Source organism: Sinorhizobium numidicum, assembly GCF_029892045.1.
Lineage (GTDB): Bacteria > Pseudomonadota > Alphaproteobacteria > Rhizobiales > Rhizobiaceae > Sinorhizobium > Sinorhizobium numidicum.
Map to the genome: position 1 here is coordinate 1,648,116 of NZ_CP120367.1, position 20,607 is coordinate 1,668,722.

Genomic DNA, 20,607 nt, shown 5'->3' on the forward strand with positions numbered 1-20,607 from the left:
TCACTCCGCCAGCCGCATGCGTTTCATGAACCAGGTGCTGAGAACGATCGTCACGAAGAGCACGAACAGCGAAATCGCCGCCGCGTAGCCGGGATCGGCGAAGCGATAGGCAACCTGATAGATGTAAAGACTCAAGACCTTGGTCCGGTCTGCCGGGCCGCCTCCTGTCAGAATGAAGACGAGATCGAAGAGCCGCAGTGCATCCATGACGCGCAGCAGCAGGGCAATGGCGATGACCGGCTTCAGAAAGGGGATCGTCAGATCCCAGAATTGCCGCCAGGAAGAGGCGCCGTCGAGCGCCGCTGCCTCGTAGGGCTCCACCGGTAGGCTCGCGAGCCCGGCCAGCATCAACAGGAATATGAACGGCGTCCACTGCCAGACATCGGCGACGATGATCGAAAACATGGCAAGGTTCACGTCGCCCGCCCATGCCTGCAAGGGAAGACCGAGGCGGAACATGATCTCGTTCAGGACGCCGAACTGCGGCTCGTAGATGAGCTTCCAGGTGATCGCGACCGCAATCGGCGGCAACATCATCGGAATCATCAGCACCGTCTTCAAGAAGGTGAGGCGGCGAATGTACTTGTCGAGCAGCATCGCCAGCCCGAGGCCGAGAAGGAATTCGATCGTTACCGCGACTATCGTGAAGATTGCCGTGTTGCGAAGGGCGACCTGAAATTGCCCGTCGGAAAGAAGGCGGGCGAAATTGCCTATGCCGATGAACTCCCAGGGCAGGTCGGGATTGGGACTGATCCTGTGAACCGCCGCATAGAACATGTAGATGCTGGGGAAGATCGTCAGCGCCAAAAGGATGAGCACCGTCGGCGCGAGCATGAGGTAACGTAAATGACGCTCCGCCCAACGCTCCAGGCCGGAACCCAGCCGGAGCGGTGCGGCAGATGTGCCTTTGTCGGACTTCAACATCGGGTCCTCCCGCGGCCCACGTGTCCGCACACCCTTGTTCCGGTCCCCGTATCGAGCGGGTGGCATGCCCCGCTCGATACGGGCAGCGACCTATTTAAGACCGGTTATCTGTTCGACCGCCGCCTGCGCGTTCTTCAGCGCTTCTTCCGGCGTGATCGTACCCGCGACAGCTTTGGAAAGCTCGATGCCGAAGGCATTTTCGATTTCCGGCCATTTCGGATGGCGGGGGCGCGGCGTCGAGGCCTGGATTGCCTCCATCAACACCGGATAGTGCCGGAATTTCTCCTGCTTGGTCAGTTCCTGATCGGTGAAGACCGAGGCCCTGACGGGCGGATTGCCGCGCTCGGCGGAAATCTTGATCTGCTCGGGCGAGGTCGCCCAAATCATGAAGTCGAAGGCTTCCTGCTTGTTCTTCGATGCCGACATGATGCCCATGGTCCAGTGGCCGATCTCGGAGCTTCCGGGCTTGGTGCCGGCCGGAATCGGGCTGTAGGAGATCTTGCCGACCATTTTCGATTGGCTCGGATCCTCGAAGGTCGCAACCCAGTTCGGCCAGTTGATCGACGAGGCCGCGGTACCTGCGGCAAGCGCGGTGCCGACCTCGTTGGCGTTATAGCTTTCGACCCCCTTCGGAGAAACGTCGCGTAGAGCCATGAATGTCTTCATGGCGGCGGCGCCTTCCGGCGTGTCGATCGTTACCTTCGTGCGGTCGGCGTTGAACATGTCAGCGCCGTAGGACCAGAAGATCGGCATGAAATCGGCAACGACGGGATTACCCTGGCCGCCGCGGAAGACATAGCCGAAATAGCGGCCCCCGCCCTGTTCGGTCAGCGCCTTCGCGGCTTTCAGCACGTCATCCCAGGTCTTCGGGGACTCGACGCCCGTCTCTTTGAACTTGGCCGCGTCGTAGAAGAACATCTGGGCATTTCCGACATAGGGCAGGCAGACATAGGGCCCGGTATTATAAGGATTGCGGCAGATCGCCAGCGACTTCGAAAGGAAATCGTTATCCGGCCCCTCCAGGCCGGCGTTCTTGAAGTAGGGCGTGAGATCCTCAAGATGCCCATTCTCGGCAAAGAAAGGAATCCATGGATCGTCCATTAAAATGATATCGAAGACACCGGACTTGGTGGCCCCCGCATTGGCGCCCTGTTCGAACACGTTGGCATAGGGCGCCTGGACGGCCTCCACCTTCGTGCCTTTGATCTTCGCATAGTCGGCGGCTGCGGCCCTAAGGCCGTCACCTTCGCTCCCCGATGGCACGAGGATCGTGATGTCGGCCCAGGCGGCCGAACTGATCGCAAGCGCCGAGGCTGCGATTGCCAAGGTGAGACACAGTTTACGAACCATTGTACACCTCCCGTTTCGAGCTGATGGCCAGGGCCGTTTCACAAAGGGCCCTATCCTGTCGCCTGGCGGAGGCTGCCGCAACGTCCATACGTACCGAAGTGCGAAAGGGCGGAAGGAAACGGCGCCTCCAAAGCCGACGCTGCTCCCGCCCTCAATCTATCACATCGAATACTTTTTAGAGAGGTTGTATTAGCATTTGCTACGATTGCATCTCCATGCCGGCGACGGAGTGTCCGGCCGGACGGCAAATGGTAACGGCTGCGCTGCTGAACGCGGCCGGGAGCGCCGAAAGGGCGGTCCGTCAACCCATGACGTAGCGGATCGTTTTTGACACCCGCGCAAGGAAAGCGGGCCGAGAGGAGGCGACGAGCTTCCAGGAAAGGATTGCTTTTGCCATGCGTTGGGGAAGAAGGCCGACGGACAGGAACCAGGCAGCGAGCATCGCTCTGCGGCGCAAAGATATGTTCATCTCCATGCTGGCAACCGCGCCGGCTGCGGCGAGCGAGAGCCTCGAATCGTCGGCGACCGGATGATGTTGGCGGTCTACACATAAGGAAGCCAGACGTTCCTCCAGATGGATCGGGTCTCGCAGATTGGCATCCGCCGGCACCGTGAGGCCGACATCGGCCGCCTGTTCCGACAAAGCTTCGAGCCGATGGAAATCATGCTCCACCCGCCAGCGGGCCCTTTGACCGAGCTTCTCGGCAAAAATGGAATGGTTATTTCCGTGCATACGGTAAGCGCCAAGGCACGTATCGATCGACGCCACGTTCCCGTAAAGAGGTGCCAAGGTAACCAGATAGCCGTCTGCGCCCTGCCGGAAATCCTCCGGCGGTATGGGCATGATGGCGTCCAACGCCGATCGGCTGAAGGCCAGTCCGCTCGTCACCGTCGTCTGATACCGCGCGCGGCGAAGCAATTGCGGCGTGACGTCACCGGAATCAAACGGAACCTCCGGCGGCGGGAAGACGTCCTGCACCTCTTTGCTTTCGTCGACGATGTGCAATCTGAACTGCAGCTGGGCGGTATTCTCATTCCACGCATCGACTATTTCGGAGACCGCGTTCGGATAAAGGTAATCGTCGGCGTCAAGAAAAAGGACGATCTCGCCCCGGCTCGCAGCAAAACCGGTATTGAAGGCTGCGGCATGGCCGCCGTTTTCCTCTCTCACGCGTGCCTTCACCCGAGATCCGTATGAGGCGATGACCTCGGCGGAATTGTCGGTCGATGCGTCATCGACGACAATCACCTCGACCTTGTCGTAGCTTTGGCAAAGGGCGCTTTCGATGCTGCACTTCAGAAAGCGCGCATAATTATAGTTCGCTATGATGATCGAGACTGGAAGACGGTCTTTGGTGAAATGCATCGCATTGAACCTCGCAGTTTATGCTTTGGTCGCGGCGAACCTTCTCATTCGGGTCCTTGGATGATGCCCGTTGCGGGCGCGCTGCCCTTTAGGCGGCGACAACGTTCCGTGCCGCTCTCACTGGGCGAGCGGACAGGGATCATGCTTGATCTATTTTCGTGGCGGCGAGCGTGGCGAGCTTTATGGCATTTGAATGACCGGTTATGAAAGCGCGCGGCTCATCGGCGCGGCATTTGAGCCGAAAAAACGGCGCTCTCCCGCAAAAATTGCAGGTCAGGTCGGCGGTGCACCGAGGGCGTGGAGAATGCCTCGAAGTTCCGCAAGACCACGCAGACGACCGATCGCCGGATAGCCCGGCGTCACGGTCTTTTTCAGATCGTCCAGCATGCGATGGCCATGGTCCGGGCGAAACACGATCGTCTCGCCAGCGCTGCGCTTCTTGTCCTCGGCAACAAGTTCCTTCAGGACGTCCACCATGTTGACGTCGCCTTCCAGATGCGCGCTCTCATGGAAGCTGCGACCATCTCCCTCGCGCGTGGTTGCACGCAGATGAGCGAAATGGATGCGCGAGGCGAAACGGCCCGCGATCTCGGGCAGATCGTTGTCTGCGCGCACGCCAAGGCTGCCGGTGCAATAGCACATGCCATTTGCCGGCGACGGCACCGCATCAAAGAGCTGAGCGTAGTCCTCGGCTGTCGAGGCGATGCGCGGCAAGCCGAAAAGCGGCCGCGGCGGATCATCCGGGTGCAGGGTGAGCTTGACGCCCCGCGCTTCGGCCACGGGCGTGACCGCTTCCAGGAATTCGATCAGATGCTGTCGAAACCGGCGCGAATCCACACCACGATAGGATTCAAGACGTTCCCGGAAAGCTGCAATGGTCAACGGCTCCGTAGTCGAACCAGGCAGAGCCGAAGTGATGATGCGCGTGATCTCTGCGACCTCCTCCTTCGTCATGCCATCGAACACCGCCCGCGCCCGCTCCATGTCTTGCGGTGAATAGTCTGCCTCGGCTCCGGGGCGCTCCAGAACGAAAAGATCGAAAGCGGCAAAACGCTCGTGATCGAATCGCATCGCGGTCGCTCCGGTCGGCGTGATGAAGTCCAGCTCCGTCCGGGTCCAGTCGACGACCGGCATGAAATTATAGCAGATGATCCGAATGCCGCAGGCGGCGACCGCCTCGAGGCTGGCGATCCAGGCCTCGATCTCAGCCTTTGCCTTTTTCCCGGTGCGCTTGACCGCATCCGGGATCGGAATGCTCTCGACGACGGACCAGGTGAGCGGAACGCGACCCGCCGGCGTCGTTTCAATGAGCGCCTGGCGTTCGCGCACGTCCCGTTCGCTCCAGGCCTCACCGATCGGCACCTGATGGAGCGCCGAAACGATATTTGTTGCCCCCGCCTGACGGACGTCATCGAGCGTCACGGGCGCATCCGGCCCAAACCATCTCCAACCCTGCCGCATCGCTACCTGTCCTTCCCCGCAAGTTCCTCGGATATTTGGATGATCACATGAATGGTTGCCACCGAGATCGCCTCAGCTGAAATAGCCCGGATAGAGCAGCCGCAGTTCATCGATGTCAGGAATGACGGCGCTCAAGTGATGCATCATGGCAGCGTGCGCGCGCTCTCTATCATGGGCGGCGATCGCATCGCGTATCGTCATATGCTCCTCGATGACGCTGTTCATCCGGCCAAGCACCGGCAGGGTCAAACGGCGAGCACGGTCGATCTGCAGCTTTACAGTCCTCAGGATCGTCCAGACCCCCGGATAACCGGCAATCGCCGAAATCGATTCATGGAAGGCCTCATCCTGCTCGTGGAAGAGCGACGTCTCGTTCAAGCCGGCATGGACGCGCTGACGGGCGATGATGGCATCCAGCCGCGCGATATCTCCGGCGCTCGCCACTTCCGCGGCGTGTTTTACCGTAGTGCCCTCCAGCGATTTGCGGATGACGACCGCTTCTGGAATGGCGGCGACGGGAATTCGCGACACGAAGGTCCCCGACTGCGGAAAGATCTCGACAAGACCGGCTTCGGCGAGTCTCAGCAGCGCCTCGCGCACCGGCGTACGGCTGACGCCGAACTCCTCCGAAATGCGCTTTTCCTGCAGCGCCATGCCCGGCTTCATCTGCAACGAAACGATCGCGGCATGGAGTTGATCGTAGATCGCCGACGATGTCGTCACCCGCCGAAGTTTCACGCCGCCCGACGATCGAAGTGAGGGCGACGATACGGCCCGGCGCTGGCGTTGCGACATGAAGGATTCCGTCGGTTGACTCGATTTTGGATACTAGTATATCAATTCATTCATGTTGCCAATATGGGCGCGGGAGGGGCGGAACAAATGGCATTGCATCCCGATCGGTTGTTTCCGGTTGAACCCGAAGCGCGGGCGATTGCCCGACGGCTTTTCGAGTCGGTCGCCGACCTGAAGATCATCTCTCCGCACGGCCACACCGAGCCCGCCTGGTATGCCGAGGACCAGGCCTTCCCCGACCCTGCCGCACTCTTCATCACCCCGGACCACTACGCGACGCGCATGCTCTATTCGCAAGGCGTCAGGCTGGAGGATCTCGGCGTCAGACGTCGCGACGGAAAAGGCGCAGCTGTCGAGGGGCGCGCGATCTGGCGGCTCTTCGCCAGCCATTTCCATCTATTTGCCGGAACGCCGACGCGCCTCTGGCTCGAACATTCCCTCGAAACCATCTTCGGTATCACGGAGAGGCTTCAACCGGCCAATGCCGACGCGCTCTACGACCGCATCGCCGAGGCGATCGCAACACCTGCCTTGCGCCCCCGGGCGCTCTACGACAAATTTGGCATAGAGGTGATCGCCACGACCGATGGAGCGCTCGATGATCTCGCCCATCATGATGCCATTCGCCGCTCGGGATGGCACGGCCGAGTTGTGCCCACCTATCGGCCGGATGCGGTGGTCGATCCGGAAGCCCGCGGTTTTCTGGAAAATGTCGAGAAACTGCTGGCGATGACCGGCGAGCCGGCGACCTGGACCGGCTATCTGAATGCCCATCGTGCGCGGCGCGCCTTCTTCAAGGCACACGGTGCAACCGCGACCGATCATGGCCACCCGAGCGCCCACACGGAAAACCTTTCAGCCGCGGATGCGGCGCGCCTTTTCGACGAGGCTCTCTCCGGAACGGCCGGTCCGGCGCAAGCCTATGCGTTCCGTGGCCAGATGCTGACGGAGCTGGCCCGCATGAGCACCGAGGACGGCCTCGTGATGCAGATCCATCCCGGCTCCTACCGCAATCACAACCCGTCGCTGTTTGCCGATTTCGGGCCCGACAAGGGTGCCGACATTCCGAAGGCGACGGACTACGTGCACGATCTGAAACCGCTGCTCGACGCCGTTGGAAACGATGCGTCGCTGACGGTGATCCTCTTCACCCTCGACGAGACGGCCTATTCGCGCGAACTCGCACCTCTGGCCGGCCACTATCCCGCGCTCAGACTTGGGCCCGCCTGGTGGTTCTTCGACAGTCCAGAAGGCATGCGTCGCTTCCGCGAGACAACCACGGAGACCTGCGGCTTCTACAACACCGTCGGCTTCAACGACGATACCCGCGCCTACCTGTCAATTCCAGCGCGGCACGATATGGCGCGGCGGGTGGACTGCGCGTACCTTGCCCGTCTGGTTGCCGATCACCGTCTTGACGAGGAGGAGGCACACGATCTCGCACGAGAGCTTGCCTACGGGCTCGCCAAGCGAGGCTATCGCTTGTGAGCCGCTACTGCCTGTATCCTTAGATCGGAGCCGACTTAAGGATAAAAACATGCAGCAATTCAAAGTGCTACAGCGACCTTCGTGCATCTGAAAAGACGCACGGCGCTGTAGGGGCCGGCCGCATGGGAGGCGTCCGGCATAACAAGGAGGAGAACGAAAATGCAGATCACACGCAGAACCTTTGTCGGCGGTGTCGCCGGCATGGCGGGACTTGGCCTGATCCCCAGCCGCGGCTGGTCGCAGGCAAAAGCCCCGGCAAGCCCCGTCACGATCACCGTCGTTGATGTCGCTGGCAATCTTGCCCTGACGCAGGGCATGTTCGAGAACTATGCGGCAGCGAAGCCTGAATGGGTCTCGAACTTCGCCTTCACCAAGGCGCCGGCTCCGGAGCTACCGTCAAAGATCAAGGCGCAACAGGCGGCAGGCAAGGTCGACATCGATCTCGTGCTGACCGGCACCGACGCTCTTGCTGCGGGGCTCGACCAGGGATTATGGATCGATCTCACCCCGCACAAGGCGGCCCTGCCCGATCTTCAGAGCATCCTTTTGCCGCAGGCCTTTAAGATGCAAGGGCTTGCGAAGGATCAGGGCGTCGTCATCACCTATTATCCCTCAGGTCCGCTGATCGAATATATTCCGGAGCGCGTTCCCGCGCCCCCGAAAACGGCGGCCGAACTTCTGGAATGGACCAAGGCCAACAAGAACCGCTTCATGTACGCCCGGCCCGCCAATTCCGGTCCCGGCCGTACCTTCCTGATGGGGCTTCCCTATATTCTCGGAGACAGCGATCCGCGGGACCCGGTCAATGGCTGGAGCAAGACCTGGGAGTACCTGAAGGCCCTCGGGGAGAACATCGAGTATTACGGCACCGGCACGACGCAGGTGATGAAGGAACTCGGCGAAGGCACCCGCGACATGGTCGTTACGACCACCGGCTGGGACATCAACCCGCGCGTCCTCGGTATCGTTCCGGCCGAGGCGAAGGTCGGCACGCTCGAAGGCTTCCACTGGGTGACCGATGCGCATTACGCGGTGATCCCGAAGGGCGTTTCGGACGAGAAGGTCGGCGTGCTTCTCGACGTCATCAACTTCATCCTTCAGCCGCAGCAGCAGGCGATCGCCTACGACGAGGGCTATTTCTATCCCGGTCCCGCGGTAAAAGGCGTCACGCTCGATATGGCGCCGAAGGAGAGCCAGGACGCCATCGCCGAGTTCGGCCGGCCGGAATATGAAGACTGGATTGCCAACAATCCGCTCGAGGTTCCACTCGAACCGGCCAAGATCGTCGAGGCTTTCCGCATCTGGGACGAGCAGATCGGCGCATCCAAGGGCTAAGCCAGCGATCGATCGGGCGCAGGTGGACGGCCGCCCGCGCCCGATCGAATACGCAGGTGACCCGATGCGCATGATGAATGGGAGACGATGAACTTGACTCTGCCGGTGCAAAACGCAAGACAGGCGCCCCTCGTTAAGCAAGGCGAGCGCCTGGAGCTTGCTGGCCTCAGCCGCTCGTTCGGCGCCTACAACGCCCTCGACGGGATTGATCTCACTATCGAACCGGGCGAATTCATCGCTCTTCTCGGCCCATCGGGCTGCGGCAAGTCGACCGCTCTCAACTGCGTCGCCGGCCTCCTGCCGCTCTCGGGCGGCGAGATCCGTCTTGGGGGGCGACGCATCGACCAGCTCGAACCGGAAAAGCGCGGCTTCGGCATGGTGTTCCAAAGCTATGCCCTCTTCCCGCACATGACCGTGCGCCGCAATGTCGGCTTCGGGCTTGCGATGCAGGGTGTTCGCGGCGCCGAGGCGGAAAAGCGTATCGACGACGCCCTCAACCTCGTTCGCCTCGGCTCGCAGCGCGACAAGCTGCCTGGCCAATTATCGGGCGGCCAACAGCAGCGGGTCGCCATCGCCCGCGCCGTGGTCATTCGCCCTCCCATCGTGTTGATGGACGAACCGCTTTCCAACCTCGACGCGAAGCTCAGACTTGAGATGCGCGCGGAAATCCGCGGCATCCACGACCAGATCGGCTCGACCACCATCTATGTGACCCATGATCAGGACGAAGCGCTCTCGCTCGCCGACCGCATCGTCGTGATGAGCCAGGGCCGGATCATGCAGATCGGAACGCCGGAAGACCTCTACCAGCGCCCCGCCCATGTCGAGGTGGCGGACTTCATGGGTTTTCGCACGCGGCTTGCCGGGCGGGTGCTTTCCGTTTCCGGCAGCGAAGCGCAAATCGAAGCGGCTGGCGCACGTCTGACGGGAACCCCGCGCGAGCCGCTTCGGCCCGGAGACGCCGCGATCCTCTCGGTGCGGCCGGAAGATCTGGTGGCGGTCGAGGGCGGCGACGGCATCGCGGTGACGGTCAACAATATGGAATATCGCGGCCGCGCCTTTTTTGGCATGGCCCATGCCGGCGACGGATCGGAACTCTATTTCCGCGCCGACAATGCGCTGCCGCGCGGGGCTGCCGCGACGCTGCGGCCGGTTGACGGCAGAGCCCTCGTCTTCAAGGGGCACGGGGAATGAACAGGCCCTCCCTTCGCTTGAGGCTGGCCGCCCACGGCTTCGATGCAACAACGCTGCTCGTACTGCCCGGGCTTCTCGTCATGTTGGCACTGTTCGTCTACCCGTTTTTCTACGGCATCGTCGATTCGCTTACGCCGCGCGAAGGTGCCTGGTATTCGAACTACACCCGGTTCTTCACCGATCGCTTCCAGTATGCAACGATCGCCGCAACGCTCTGGCTTGCGCTACCCGTGACGATCGTCAATCTGGCGCTAGCGCTGCCGATCGCCTTTCGGGTTCGATTGATGCGCCGCCAGCGGCTCTTGACCACGATCCTCGTGCTCCCCATCACCCTCGGCACGGTGTTCGTGGCCGATGGCCTTTTGACCTTTCTCGGCCCTCAAGGCTGGTTCAACCGCACATTGATCCTCATCGGTCTCCTTGAAGGGCCGGTGAAGCTTACCAATAACTATTGGGGCGTCTTCGCGTCGCTGCTGATCACCGGCTTTCCCTTCGCCTTCCTTCTGACGCTTTCCTACGTGACCGGCATCGACCCGGCGATCGAACAGGCGGCAGCAACGCTCGGGGCCGGACCGCGCCAGCGCTTTACGCGGATCTTCCTGCCGCTTCTCGTGCCTGGTCTTGCGGTCACCTTTTGTCTTGCCTTTGTGCAAGCCTTCGCCGTCTTTCCTTCGGCCGTCCTCCTTGGTGCGCCTGCGGGCCCGACGCGGGTGATCTCAATCGCTGCCTACCAGGCTGCCTTCGAGCAATACGACCATTCCATGGGCTCAGCGATCGCCATGATCATGGGCATCGTCGAACTTGTCGTCGTCGTGGCGGTACTGGGCCTGCGTTCGCTCTTCTATCGGGGACCGGCGGGCGGTACGAAAGGATGATGCGATGCAACGCGACCACGCAACGACAATGCTTTTCGGGGAAGTGACGCCATGATCCGAGACCAGGGTCCCGCCTCCAAACTATGGCGCTTCGCCGTCTGGGCCCTTGCCGGCCTATTCGTGCTCAATCTCCTCGGCGTCATCGCCGCCGTCATCATGAACTCCTTTGCGAGGCGCTGGCTCGGCACTTGGCTTCCGGCCGGCTGGACGACGCGCTGGTATTTCGATGCATGGAGCGAATTTCAACTCTCGAGCGTCGTCCTCGTCACCTTCGAGATCGTATTCACCGTCGTCCTCATTTCCGGCCTGATCGGGGTCGTCACGGCCTATGCGCTGGCGCGACGGGATTTTCCGGGCAAGCGTGCGATCATCCTTCTCTTTCTGCTGCCGCTGCTCATTCCGCCGCTCACCTACGGCATTCCGCTTGCCACCGTCCTCTATCGGCTCGGACTTGGCGGCACCTTCTGGGGCGTCGTGCTGATCAACGTCGTTCCCTCGCTGCCCTTCGTCATCCTCGTGATGATCCCGTTCATCGAACAGATCGATCCCCGTATAGAGGCGGCTGCGCGCGTCTTTGGCGCCGGCACGACCAGCCTTTTCCTGCGCATTCTCCTGCCGCTGCTCTTGCCGGGCATGCTGGCGGCACTGCTCCTCGTCCTTGTGCGCACGATCGCCATGTTCGAGCTCACCTTCCTGATCGCCGGACCGACGACGCAGACCCTGGTCGTCTCGCTCTACTATGCCGTCTTCGCCTCGGGCGTTCGCGCTTCACAGTCGATCGACGCCATGGCGGTTGTCTACATGATCACCACCTTAATTTGGCTGGTAATCGCACTGCAATTCGTAAGCCCGACGCAGATCGTCGCGCGCGCGAAAGCGGGATAGGAAGAATGTGCACGTTTTTCCGCCCGCATTCCGCTCTCTTTCATCAAAAACGATCGCTTTCATGATTTTGGGTGATTGAACCAAAACCATCGCGATCTGAGAAACAGCAGGTCTCCTGATGCGCCTTTCACGACAGACCCTCGACCGCCTGCCGGCAACAGTCATAAAGCCGGATTACGATCCCGCCAGCATTGCCATTGGCATTGTCCATCTCGGCATCGGCGCGTTTCACCGGGCGCATCAGGCCGTTTTCACCGATGCGGTGCTTGCGCGTGATCCGTCCTGGGGCATTTGCGGCGTCTCGCTCCGAAGCCCGGAGACGCGGGATGCACTGGCTCCCCAGGATGGGCTCTATACGCTGAAGGTACAGGACGGCAGTGGAGAGGAACTGCAGGTGATCGGCAGTGTCGTCGAACTCCTCTGTGCGCCGGAAAATCCGCAAGCCGTTCTCGACCGGATGGCTAGCCCGGCCACGCGGATCGTGTCGCTGACGATCACGGAGAAAGGCTATTGCCATAATCCGGCAACCGGCATGCTGGACGAGAACCACCCGGATGTCGCCCACGACCTACGCAACCATGCACGACCGAAATCGGCTGTCGGCTTCATCGTCGAAGCACTCGCACGAAGAGCAAGCGCCGGCGTTCCCCCCTTCACGCTGCTTTCCTGCGACAACCTCCCCTCCAACGGCCACGTGCTGAAACGCGTCGTCACACGCTTCGCGGAGCTTCGTGACCCGGCACTCGGAGATTTTGTAAGCCGCGTTGCCTCGCCGTCGACCATGGTGGACCGGATCGTGCCGGCAACGACCGACACTGATCGAGCCCAAATCGCTGCGGCGCTTGGGGCCTCCGATGCCTGGCCGGTCGTCACCGAACCGTTCCGGCAATGGGTCATCGAGGATGAATTTCCGCTTGGCCGACCCGACTGGGAAAAGGTCGGAGCAACCTTCGTCGATGACGTTTCCGCCTTCGAGATGATGAAGCTTCGGCTACTGAACGGTAGCCATTCGACGCTTGCCTATCTCGGCTATCTGGCGGGCGCCGAAACGGTAGCCGACGCAATGAGCCTTCCTGGCATGGAGCCTCTCATCGAAGGTCTTATGCGTGAAGAGGTCACGCCAACCCTGCCGCCCTTGCCGGGCTTCGACCTTCCCGCCTATCGGGCGGAACTTTTGAAGCGCTTCCGCAATCCGGCACTTCGCCACCGAACATGGCAGATCGCCATGGATGGATCGCAGAAATTGCCACAGCGCCTTCTGGCAACGATCCGCGACCGCCTGACGCAAGGCGCAAGCTATGATCGCCTCGCGCTCGGCGTTGCCGCCTGGATGCGCTATGCGCGCGGAGTGGATGAATCCGGCAAACCGATCGACGTCAGAGACCCGCACGCGGCCCGCATCGCTGAGCTTATCCGGGGAATTGATGAGCCGGAACGGATGGTCGACGCGTTTCTCGGCATGATGGATGTCTTCGGTAGCGATCTTTCGACGAGCGGCCCGTTCCGGGCGACGCTTGTCAAAGCTTTGACCAGGCTCTTCGAAGAAGGATCGGCGGCAACGCTTCGCTTCTACGCGCGGTAGGGCGCGCTGCCGCGCGAGGTAAGCTCATTACGGGCGTGCGATCGGAAGGACAGTTTTCCGCTCGATCTCGTTTGCAACCGAGAAGATCAGAAACTCCGTCGCCTGGCCGATGCGCTCACCGTCGAGCAGCCGTACCATGTCATCGACGCCGAGAATGGGAGTTCCGCCGATTGCGAGTACGAAGTCGCCTTCTTTGAGACCCGCCTGATCGGCTGGACCGCCCGGCTCGACGCGGCGCAATCTGACTGAGGTTTCGCCGCTGACGCCTGCGCGCAACGCCACCCGTCGCGGCAAGGCGATCGTATCGACCGAGACGCCGATGAAGGCGCGGCGCACGCGGCCAAACCGAAGGATCTCCGAAATGACGAAGTTTGCCGTATTCGAGGCAACCGCAAAAGCTATGCCCTGCGCACCCTGAATGACGGCCGTGTTGACGCCCACGACCTCCCCGGCCGAAGACACCAGCGGACCGCCGGAGTTTCCCGGATTGAGCGCAGCATCGGTCTGAACCACGTCGTCGATGAGGCGGCCGTTGGCGGCCCGCACGGAACGTCCAAGTGCCGACACCACACCGGCGGTCACCGTCCACTCGAAGCCGAGAGGGTTACCGATGGCGATCGCGATCTGACCTCGCTTCAGGTTTTTTGAATCGCCGAGCGGCGCCCAGGCGCTGAGGGTCGAATCGGCCCTGATTAGGGCAAGATCTGTATCGGGATCCCGGCCGAGGATGCGGCCCTCGCCACTGTAGCCGTCCGGCATCTTGAGACGAATGCCGCGCGCGTTCTCGACCACATGATTGTTGGTGACGATCAATCCGTCGGGAGAAATGACGAACCCGGAGCCCTGGCCGCCATAGCCACCGATCCTTTCGATCCGGCTGACGGCAGGGCCGACGCGATCGACGACATCGGTCACCGTCCGTGAATAGGCGTCCAACAGCTCGGCATCCGCTGCGGCGTGAATTTCCTTGTCGATATAGCCCATGACCTGTTCCTCTGGCCTCAACACCAAGTGGAAGGGTGTGTGATCTCTTCGAGCGTCCGGAGGTGTGACGGTCACCGGCGTGCGCAGGCTTTGTTCAAGATGGCCGGCCATTCGAAACCCGGCCGGCGCCACCGTCTTCCAGAAAGGAGATATGATTGCCTGCGGGTACGTTCAAGCCGCCGCTGCAATGTCAAAAGGCGCGAGCTCCCTTCGAACTGGGGGAGAGATCCAACGGGACCAGCGCTCCTTGAAAGGTCAATCGGCAACAGGGCGGATCTTTCTTGCCTCATCGGCGGTAAGCGCGTTTTCGAGTGTGCCGGAAACGATAATCTCCAGGACCTCGTGTTCGTCGGTATTCTTGATGTAGCGGTCGCCGACATACTCGCCGCGTTTAAGCACCATGACGCGGTCGCCGACGGCAAAAATGTCAACAAGCCGGTGCGAGATGATGATCTGGGCCACGCCCTGTCGCTTCAGCTCGAGCATGGTCTCGAGCAAACGCTCGGTCGCCATTACCGAGAGATTGGCGGTCGGCTCGTCAAGGATGACGACACGCGGCTCGAACGAGATCGCCCGCGCAATCGCGACCGATTGCTGGCGCCCGCCCGACAGGCTCTCGACCTTTTGATAGACGGAATTCACGTCCACTTTCAGCCGCTTCAGCACGCTATCGGCTTCCGTATACATCTTGCGCCGATCGACAAAGGGACCCTTGAGCGGCCAGCGGCCAAGGAAGATGTTCTGGCCGACGTCCATGTTGCCGCAAAGCGCGAAGTCCTGGTAGATCATCTCTATCCCGGCATCACGGCTCTCATGCGGGCTCTTGAAATGAACCGCTTGTCCGGCAACCAGGATCTCGCCGGCGTCGCGCTGATAGGCCCCCGTGAGGATTTTCATGAGCGTCGATTTGCCGGCCGAGTTGTCGCCGACGAGACCGAGTATCTCGCCGGGATAAAGTGCGAGATCGACCTTGCGGAGCGCCTGCACGGCACCGAAGGCCTTTTCGATACCCCGCATCTCCACAATAGGCTCGGGTAATGTCGCATCAGCCATGCGTGCTCTCCCGTGTTTGCGAGCGCCTTGTTCGTGAGCCGCTCATGAGCCAGGCTCTGAGGCGCCCGAGAATGTTCGCCTGGCGCAGCCATATGTCGATCAGAACGGCTACGATCAGGATGACGCCGATGAAGACATTGATCCAGTGCTGGGGCATGCTGAAGCCCTGAACATTGAGCTGGAGGAGCGCGCGCACCAGCGTGATGACGGCCGCACCCGCAAGCGAGCCGATCATCGTGCCATGGCCGCCGAAGATCGATCCGCCACCGATGATGACCGAGGCAATCGCGTCGAGCTCGCGGAACTGTCCGGCAACCGGATTGAAGCTGCGGAAGTAGGCGATGTTGATGAGCCCGGCCATGGTTGCGCAGAACGCCGACAACATAAGCGAGACGAAACGCACGCGATCGGTGTTGATGCCGGCATAGGCGGCCGCGCGGATGTTACCGCCCGTGGCACGGACCTTCAGCCCAAAAGGCATGTAAGCAAGGACGACGCCGGCGATGGCGGCGACGGCGAACATCCAAAGCGTCTGGACGCTGACGACCTCGGTGATCGTGCGAATGATCCCCGGCGGCAAGGAAAGACCGAAATGGAGCAAGACATCGTTGAGCTTGCGTCCGATGAGATTGTAGGCCTCGCTCCAGCCGGTCAGTTGCCGACCCGCGACGAACCAGGCGGCGAGCCCGCGGGCGATATAAAACATGCCAAGCGTGGCGATAAAGGACGGCAGCTTGAAGCCGATCGTGATGAGGGCGTTGACGAGGCCGGCCGTCATCCCTGCAAGCAGTCCCATCGTGACGGCAGTAAGCGGGTCGGCGCCAAGGACCTTGAGGAAATAGGCCGCCGTGCTGCCAGCAAGCGCAAGCACCGCTCCGACCGACAGGTCGATGTCCCCGGCCGCGATCACATAGGTCAGTCCGATCGTGATAAGTGCCAGCTCGGTATAGTTGAGCAGGATGGCGAACGTGTTCGAGAGGCTCCACCAGTAGTCGGGGCGAAGTGTCAAGCCGATCAGCCAGAGCACGGCTGCTAGGATGATGGCAAGTGCATCGCGGCGGGCGAGAAATCTGCCGATCGTCGTGGCCGAGAGGAGCATATCTGCCTCGATGGCCGCCTTGGTCTGGGCAGCTTCAAGGGCGACACCGCCGATCTCCTGGGCGGGAGGTGGCGGCCGACCGCGAAGCCAGGCCCAGAAGCGGGCGGCGAGCTGGCGGCGAATAAGGTGCGGCTCGATGAGAACCGCGCTGACGAGAAGGAGGCCGAGGAAAACCAGCACCGCTCCTGCCGGGAGCGTGTACCTGGCGCTGACCGCGATGCTCTCGCCATCTATGACAACGGTACGCGTGATCGGCCATCCTTCACGCAGCACCTTGTCGATCAGGACGACAAGCACCGCGCCAAGGCATGAGCCGATCACCCGGCCGCGCCCGCCTAGGATCGATGCGCCACCGATGATGACCGATGCGATAACCGTGAGTTCCCAGCTAACACCATAGAGCGGGGTCACACCCTTGTCCTGCGCAGCCGACAGGAGGGCTGCAAGGGTCGCCGACAGCGACGAGATGAGGTAGGCGCGCACACGCACCCAGTTCGTGGCAATGCCTGCATAGACCGCAGCCTGCTCGTTGCCGCCGGTGGCGAAGGTCTCGTAGCCCCAGCGGGTCTTGGCGAGCACGAAAGCGCAGATTACTGCGACGACGATGAAAATCACGATCTGGTTATTGAAGCCGAGGATATTCGTCTCACCCAGGCGGAAAAAGAGCGGGTATTCTCTCGCCTTGTCTGAATAATAGATCGCCTGGCCATGGGTCAGCGCGAGGACGAACCCGCGCCCGATGAAGAGCATCGTCAGCGTCGCAATGAATGCCGGCACCCTCAGCACAGTGACGAGCAAGCCGTTGAGGAGGCCGATAGCCGTTCCGAGGAGAACGCAAAGGATGACCGACGCGGCGACGCCGAGATCGAGTGAGCTCGAGGCAAAAAGCCTGGCGAAGACAACAGCGATAAGGCCGTAGATAGAACCGACGGAAAGATCGAGATCCTTGTTAGCGATGACGAAGGTCATCCCAACCGCGATGATCCCGACGCGCGACGTATCGCGCAGCACCGCATGGAAGGCCTCCGTCGAGCCGAAGAAGGCCGGGTTGACGGCCGCTCCGCCAAGATAGAGAAGCACAAGAAAGACCAGGAGCCCGGCCTCCCAGCCGCCGGCCAGTTGGGGTGGCGCGCGGCCGAGCGACGTCGTCGTAGGCAGCCCGATGAATTTCCCTCGCTGTCTCCTCGCCGTCACGATACGGGCCAAATACGCGCCTCCGCCCCTGTCACGCTGAACGCGATTGAAACGAATCCGAACTCGTCATCATCAACTGCAGAAGGTGGAGCGGGACTACAGCGCCGTGCGTCTTTTCAGACGCACGAGGGTCGCTGTAGCACTTTGAATTGCTGCATGTTTTTTTCCTTAAATCGGCTTCGATTTAAGGAAAAATGCAGTAGGCGGACGTCGCCTAGCACTTTTCCTGGTCCCGCTCTTTTTTTGCAGGCGTTTCGAACAGAATCAGTTCTCGAAACGCTTGCCCACCTTTTCCACCGTCTCCTTCGTCACGAGCTGAGCGCGCGTGTCGAGGTTGGCTGCCGAAATGCCGCGGTCGATCTCCAGATAGAGCTGCATGACGGGCCAGAAGCCCTGCAGGAATGGCTGTTGGCCCAGCGAGCCGGTAAGGCTCCCTGCGGCAATGCCTTCCTGCTGCGCAGGACCAAGATCGAACCCGAAAGCACAGAACTTGTTCGTCCAGCCCATCTGCTCGACCGCCTTGACGAGCGGCGGCGTGAAGACGTTGTTGGCGGTGAAGGCACCGACCACGTCGCCACGCGACTCGAAAAGCGACACGAGCGCATTCACCGGGTCATTAGGGTTCGTATCGATGCCGACGTTCTCCGGGCCGGCATCAACCTTGAAAGCCTCGAGCTTGCCCGCATCCTTCAATGTTTTGACGATGGCGTTGAAGGCGGCGGTCACGCGGTTGTTTACCTCGATATTACCCATCGCCGTCGATGAGGGCAGCACGATCGAACCGCTGGTCTTTCCGCTCTCCAGGACACATTTGGCCAACGCCTCACCGCCAATCGCGGCAGCCGACGCGTCCTGACCGGTGTGGCTGATGCCGCTGCGATCAAGCAGCGTAGGGTCGAAGGAATTGGTCGTGGCGACCGGGATTCCGGCACTCTGGGCGGCCTTGACGATATCGTTATACGCGCCGGCCTGCGGTGTCGTCATGATAATGCCGTCGATGGTCGGATCCTGGACGATCTGGTTCAGGATTTCGATCTCGCGAGCGGGATCATCCACCGGCGATTCCGAGCCGAGCAGAAGGATCCTGGCGCCGATCATGTTGCCGGCGACCTTCGCCCCGACATAGACAGGATCGAAGAAACCGTTGCCTGCCGTGTGCGTCACGATCGCAAAGGTCAGGTGACCATCGGCCGAATGGAAGTCCTTTGTGCCCGGAGCCTCCTTGGCGGCTTCGTCGAAATCATAGCCGCCGACCGCCTTTTCGACGCTGCCCGATTGCGCGAATGCGCAGGAGACGCCGAGTGACAACGCCGCGGCCGAGACCGTGTGGAACAAAATTCGCCTCATAGTTGCTCCTCCCATTGGATCACCAGGATTTTGGGCGCAAACGACCCAAAACGATGAACGTGATCGACTCTGATAAGTTGGAGCGGGATGCGGGCGCAAAAAAACGCACACACTTTCCTCTTCCCGCTCTAAAACCAACGGGCGAAAGCCTGTCGAGCGCAGCCGTCGAGAGGGGCGCCGACGGCTTCCTCCCATTTCCGTGATTTTCTGCGCAATCCTGGTGCAAGTAAATGCCGAATTCGCCCTGTTTGCCGGGCTCGATCGCCTTTAATGCGTCAAATGCCGTTCCCAAGCCGTTTCCGCGTGTCGGCCGTCAGCCTCTGCTTACGCTAGCCGAGAACAGTTGCGTCGAAAGCTCTTTGCCGGCTGCCACGCTTCTTAACACTACGCCATGTTGTGCTGACCACATCTTGCAAGTATCAATTGGTCATGACGAACCTCGCAGATATTCTCAACCCTTTCGCGTTGACCGGCCGTCTGCTCGCCCGCTTCTGGCCGCAGCTCCTCCTTATCGGCGCCGCCGGCTATATCCTGCGTGATCTCCTTCTTCAGGCAGCCGTCGGCACGGGGTTGCGCCATCCGCTCGGCGGCATGGTTATCCTGTCACTCGTCGTCCTCTCCAGGCTCGTTGTCGTGGTGATGATGTTCGTAGCGCTGCGACCGGGATTGCCGGCGCTCGACGCATTACGTCAGAAACCGACTGTTCCCGGCCCATCGAACGCGAGAAGAGCCGTCAACGACCACATGCTCGCCATCACCGCGGCCGCTATCCTTCCCTTCTTTGCCTATTACGCCGCGTGGGGCTTCCTCGGCGACACGGTGCGCGAATACTCCAGAATGGCGCTGAGCAACGTTGCCTTCGGCGAGAAGGCTCATTTCCTCGACCTGTCGAGTTCGCAGGGCCTCCTGCTTTCGATTGCGGCCTGCTGGCTGGTACGCTGGTTGGCCAAGCACATGAACAAGCGCGCCCGTTCACCCTATTGGCGGCTCTTAATCGTCGCTGCGGATGCGAGCTGGATCTTCATCGGCCTTTACGGGCTCAGCGTCTGGAAGGACGCTTTCATTTCCTGGCTCGGAGCCGGTCCGCTTCTTGGTGAACTGAGCATTAGTATGGGATCGCTGCTCATCTCTGCCGCGCAGGCGGCAGAGACTTTCACACCCGTTGAGTTGCAAAGACCGGACTTGACGACGCAGGCGCAGAACCTCTTCTTTTATGCGCTGCTGCCGATCGTCTGGCTCGTCATGGCCGCGATCATCAATGGATACGAGCTCTCCAGTGCAAACCAGCCGGTCGCGCCGATGAATTCGCGTGCGAAGACATGGCGCAAATGGATCGGCGACTTCGTCAACCATTTCATCAGCGATTATCGCTCACGCTATGGTCCCGTGTGGACCTGTCTGAAGCTGACGCTTGGTTCTGGCGTTGCGAGCTTGCTTGTTTTCATCGTCGCCTATCGCACGATCGGCTGGATGGGAGCCTGGCTCTGGTTCGGCGCAACGCGCTTGCTCAACGCGCCGGACCTCGATACATGGCAAGTTGCTTTTCGATATCGTCAGCGTCTTCATCGGCAGCCCTAGCGATCTGGACGGCGGCATCCTGCTCGATGCCGTGCGGATCGCCCTTCTAGCGGCCATGCTGGAGCACGCCGTCAGGACACAGACGGCGAAGGCCGTT

Annotated in this window: 16 protein-coding genes; 7 read left to right on the forward strand and 9 right to left on the reverse strand. The window is 61.1% G+C overall.

Translation table 11 applies throughout. The features are described 5' to 3' along the window. From PYH37_RS07870 to PYH37_RS07890, 5 genes are all read right to left on the reverse strand, one after another. Positions 1-924, reverse strand: coding sequence for a carbohydrate ABC transporter permease (locus tag PYH37_RS07870; RefSeq protein WP_280730871.1), 924 nt, complete (start codon positions 922-924; stop codon positions 1-3). Between the two features lie 90 nt (positions 925-1,014). Then, complete coding sequence (locus PYH37_RS07875) at positions 1,015-2,274, reverse strand: ABC transporter substrate-binding protein (RefSeq protein ID WP_280730872.1); 1,260 nt, start codon at positions 2,272-2,274, stop codon at positions 1,015-1,017. 301 nt (positions 2,275-2,575) lie between these two features. Continuing rightward, on the reverse strand, positions 2,576-3,640 hold the full coding sequence (locus tag PYH37_RS07880; RefSeq protein WP_280730873.1) for a glycosyltransferase family 2 protein: 1,065 nt from the start codon (positions 3,638-3,640) through the stop codon (positions 2,576-2,578). 273 nt (positions 3,641-3,913) lie between these two features. After that, on the reverse strand, positions 3,914-5,101 hold the full coding sequence (uxuA, locus tag PYH37_RS07885) for a mannonate dehydratase (RefSeq protein ID WP_280730874.1): 1,188 nt from the start codon (positions 5,099-5,101) through the stop codon (positions 3,914-3,916). Positions 5,102-5,173: 72 nt separating this feature from the next. Next, entirely contained in the window at positions 5,174-5,896 is a 723-nt protein-coding gene (locus tag PYH37_RS07890; protein ID WP_280730875.1) for a GntR family transcriptional regulator, read from the reverse strand. 87 nt (positions 5,897-5,983) lie between these two features. Between PYH37_RS07890 and uxaC the strand changes: the two genes are divergently transcribed. The 6 genes from uxaC (at position 5,984) to PYH37_RS07920 (ending at position 13,255) form a co-directional block, all read left to right on the forward strand. Beyond that, positions 5,984-7,384, forward strand: a complete 1,401-nt coding sequence (uxaC, locus tag PYH37_RS07895; RefSeq protein ID WP_280730876.1) for a glucuronate isomerase — start codon at positions 5,984-5,986, stop codon at positions 7,382-7,384. Between the two features lie 159 nt (positions 7,385-7,543). Beyond that, complete coding sequence (locus PYH37_RS07900) at positions 7,544-8,719, forward strand: ABC transporter substrate-binding protein (protein WP_280730877.1); 1,176 nt, start codon at positions 7,544-7,546, stop codon at positions 8,717-8,719. Between the two features lie 87 nt (positions 8,720-8,806). Next, positions 8,807-9,913 carry an ABC transporter ATP-binding protein gene (locus PYH37_RS07905; RefSeq protein ID WP_280730878.1) on the forward strand — a complete coding sequence of 369 codons (1,107 nt, stop codon included), beginning with the start codon at positions 8,807-8,809 and terminating at the stop codon, positions 9,911-9,913. After that, positions 9,910-10,788, forward strand: a complete 879-nt coding sequence (locus PYH37_RS07910; protein ID WP_280730879.1) for an ABC transporter permease — start codon at positions 9,910-9,912, stop codon at positions 10,786-10,788. Before PYH37_RS07905 ends, PYH37_RS07910 begins: the two co-directional genes overlap by 4 nt. Positions 10,789-10,839: 51 nt before the next feature. After that, positions 10,840-11,673: an ABC transporter permease gene (locus tag PYH37_RS07915; protein WP_280730880.1), complete on the forward strand. Its 834-nt coding sequence runs from the start codon at positions 10,840-10,842 to the stop codon at positions 11,671-11,673. 118 nt (positions 11,674-11,791) lie between these two features. Then, complete coding sequence (locus tag PYH37_RS07920) at positions 11,792-13,255, forward strand: mannitol dehydrogenase family protein (protein WP_280730881.1); 1,464 nt, start codon at positions 11,792-11,794, stop codon at positions 13,253-13,255. 27 nt (positions 13,256-13,282) lie between these two features. Here PYH37_RS07920 and PYH37_RS07925 read toward each other — a convergent pair whose 3' ends face one another. From PYH37_RS07925 to PYH37_RS07940, 4 genes are all read right to left on the reverse strand, one after another. Beyond that, positions 13,283-14,239 carry a S1C family serine protease gene (locus PYH37_RS07925; protein ID WP_280730882.1) on the reverse strand — a complete coding sequence of 319 codons (957 nt, stop codon included), beginning with the start codon at positions 14,237-14,239 and terminating at the stop codon, positions 13,283-13,285. Between the two features lie 255 nt (positions 14,240-14,494). Further along, positions 14,495-15,292, reverse strand: a complete 798-nt coding sequence (locus tag PYH37_RS07930) for an ATP-binding cassette domain-containing protein (protein ID WP_280730883.1) — start codon at positions 15,290-15,292, stop codon at positions 14,495-14,497. Further along, positions 15,285-17,588, reverse strand: coding sequence for an ABC transporter permease (locus PYH37_RS07935; RefSeq protein WP_425336079.1), 2,304 nt, complete (start codon positions 17,586-17,588; stop codon positions 15,285-15,287). Before PYH37_RS07935 ends, PYH37_RS07930 begins: the two co-directional genes overlap by 8 nt. A 261-nt stretch (positions 17,589-17,849) precedes the next feature. After that, positions 17,850-18,932, reverse strand: coding sequence for a substrate-binding domain-containing protein (locus PYH37_RS07940; protein WP_280730884.1), 1,083 nt, complete (start codon positions 18,930-18,932; stop codon positions 17,850-17,852). A 429-nt stretch (positions 18,933-19,361) separates the two neighbouring features. Between PYH37_RS07940 and PYH37_RS07945 the strand changes: the two genes are divergently transcribed. Continuing rightward, the gene (locus PYH37_RS07945) at positions 19,362-20,510 is read left to right on the forward strand and encodes a hypothetical protein (RefSeq protein WP_280730885.1); all 1,149 of its coding nucleotides are present in this window, start codon (positions 19,362-19,364) and stop codon (positions 20,508-20,510) included. Positions 20,511-20,607 lie beyond the last annotated feature (97 nt).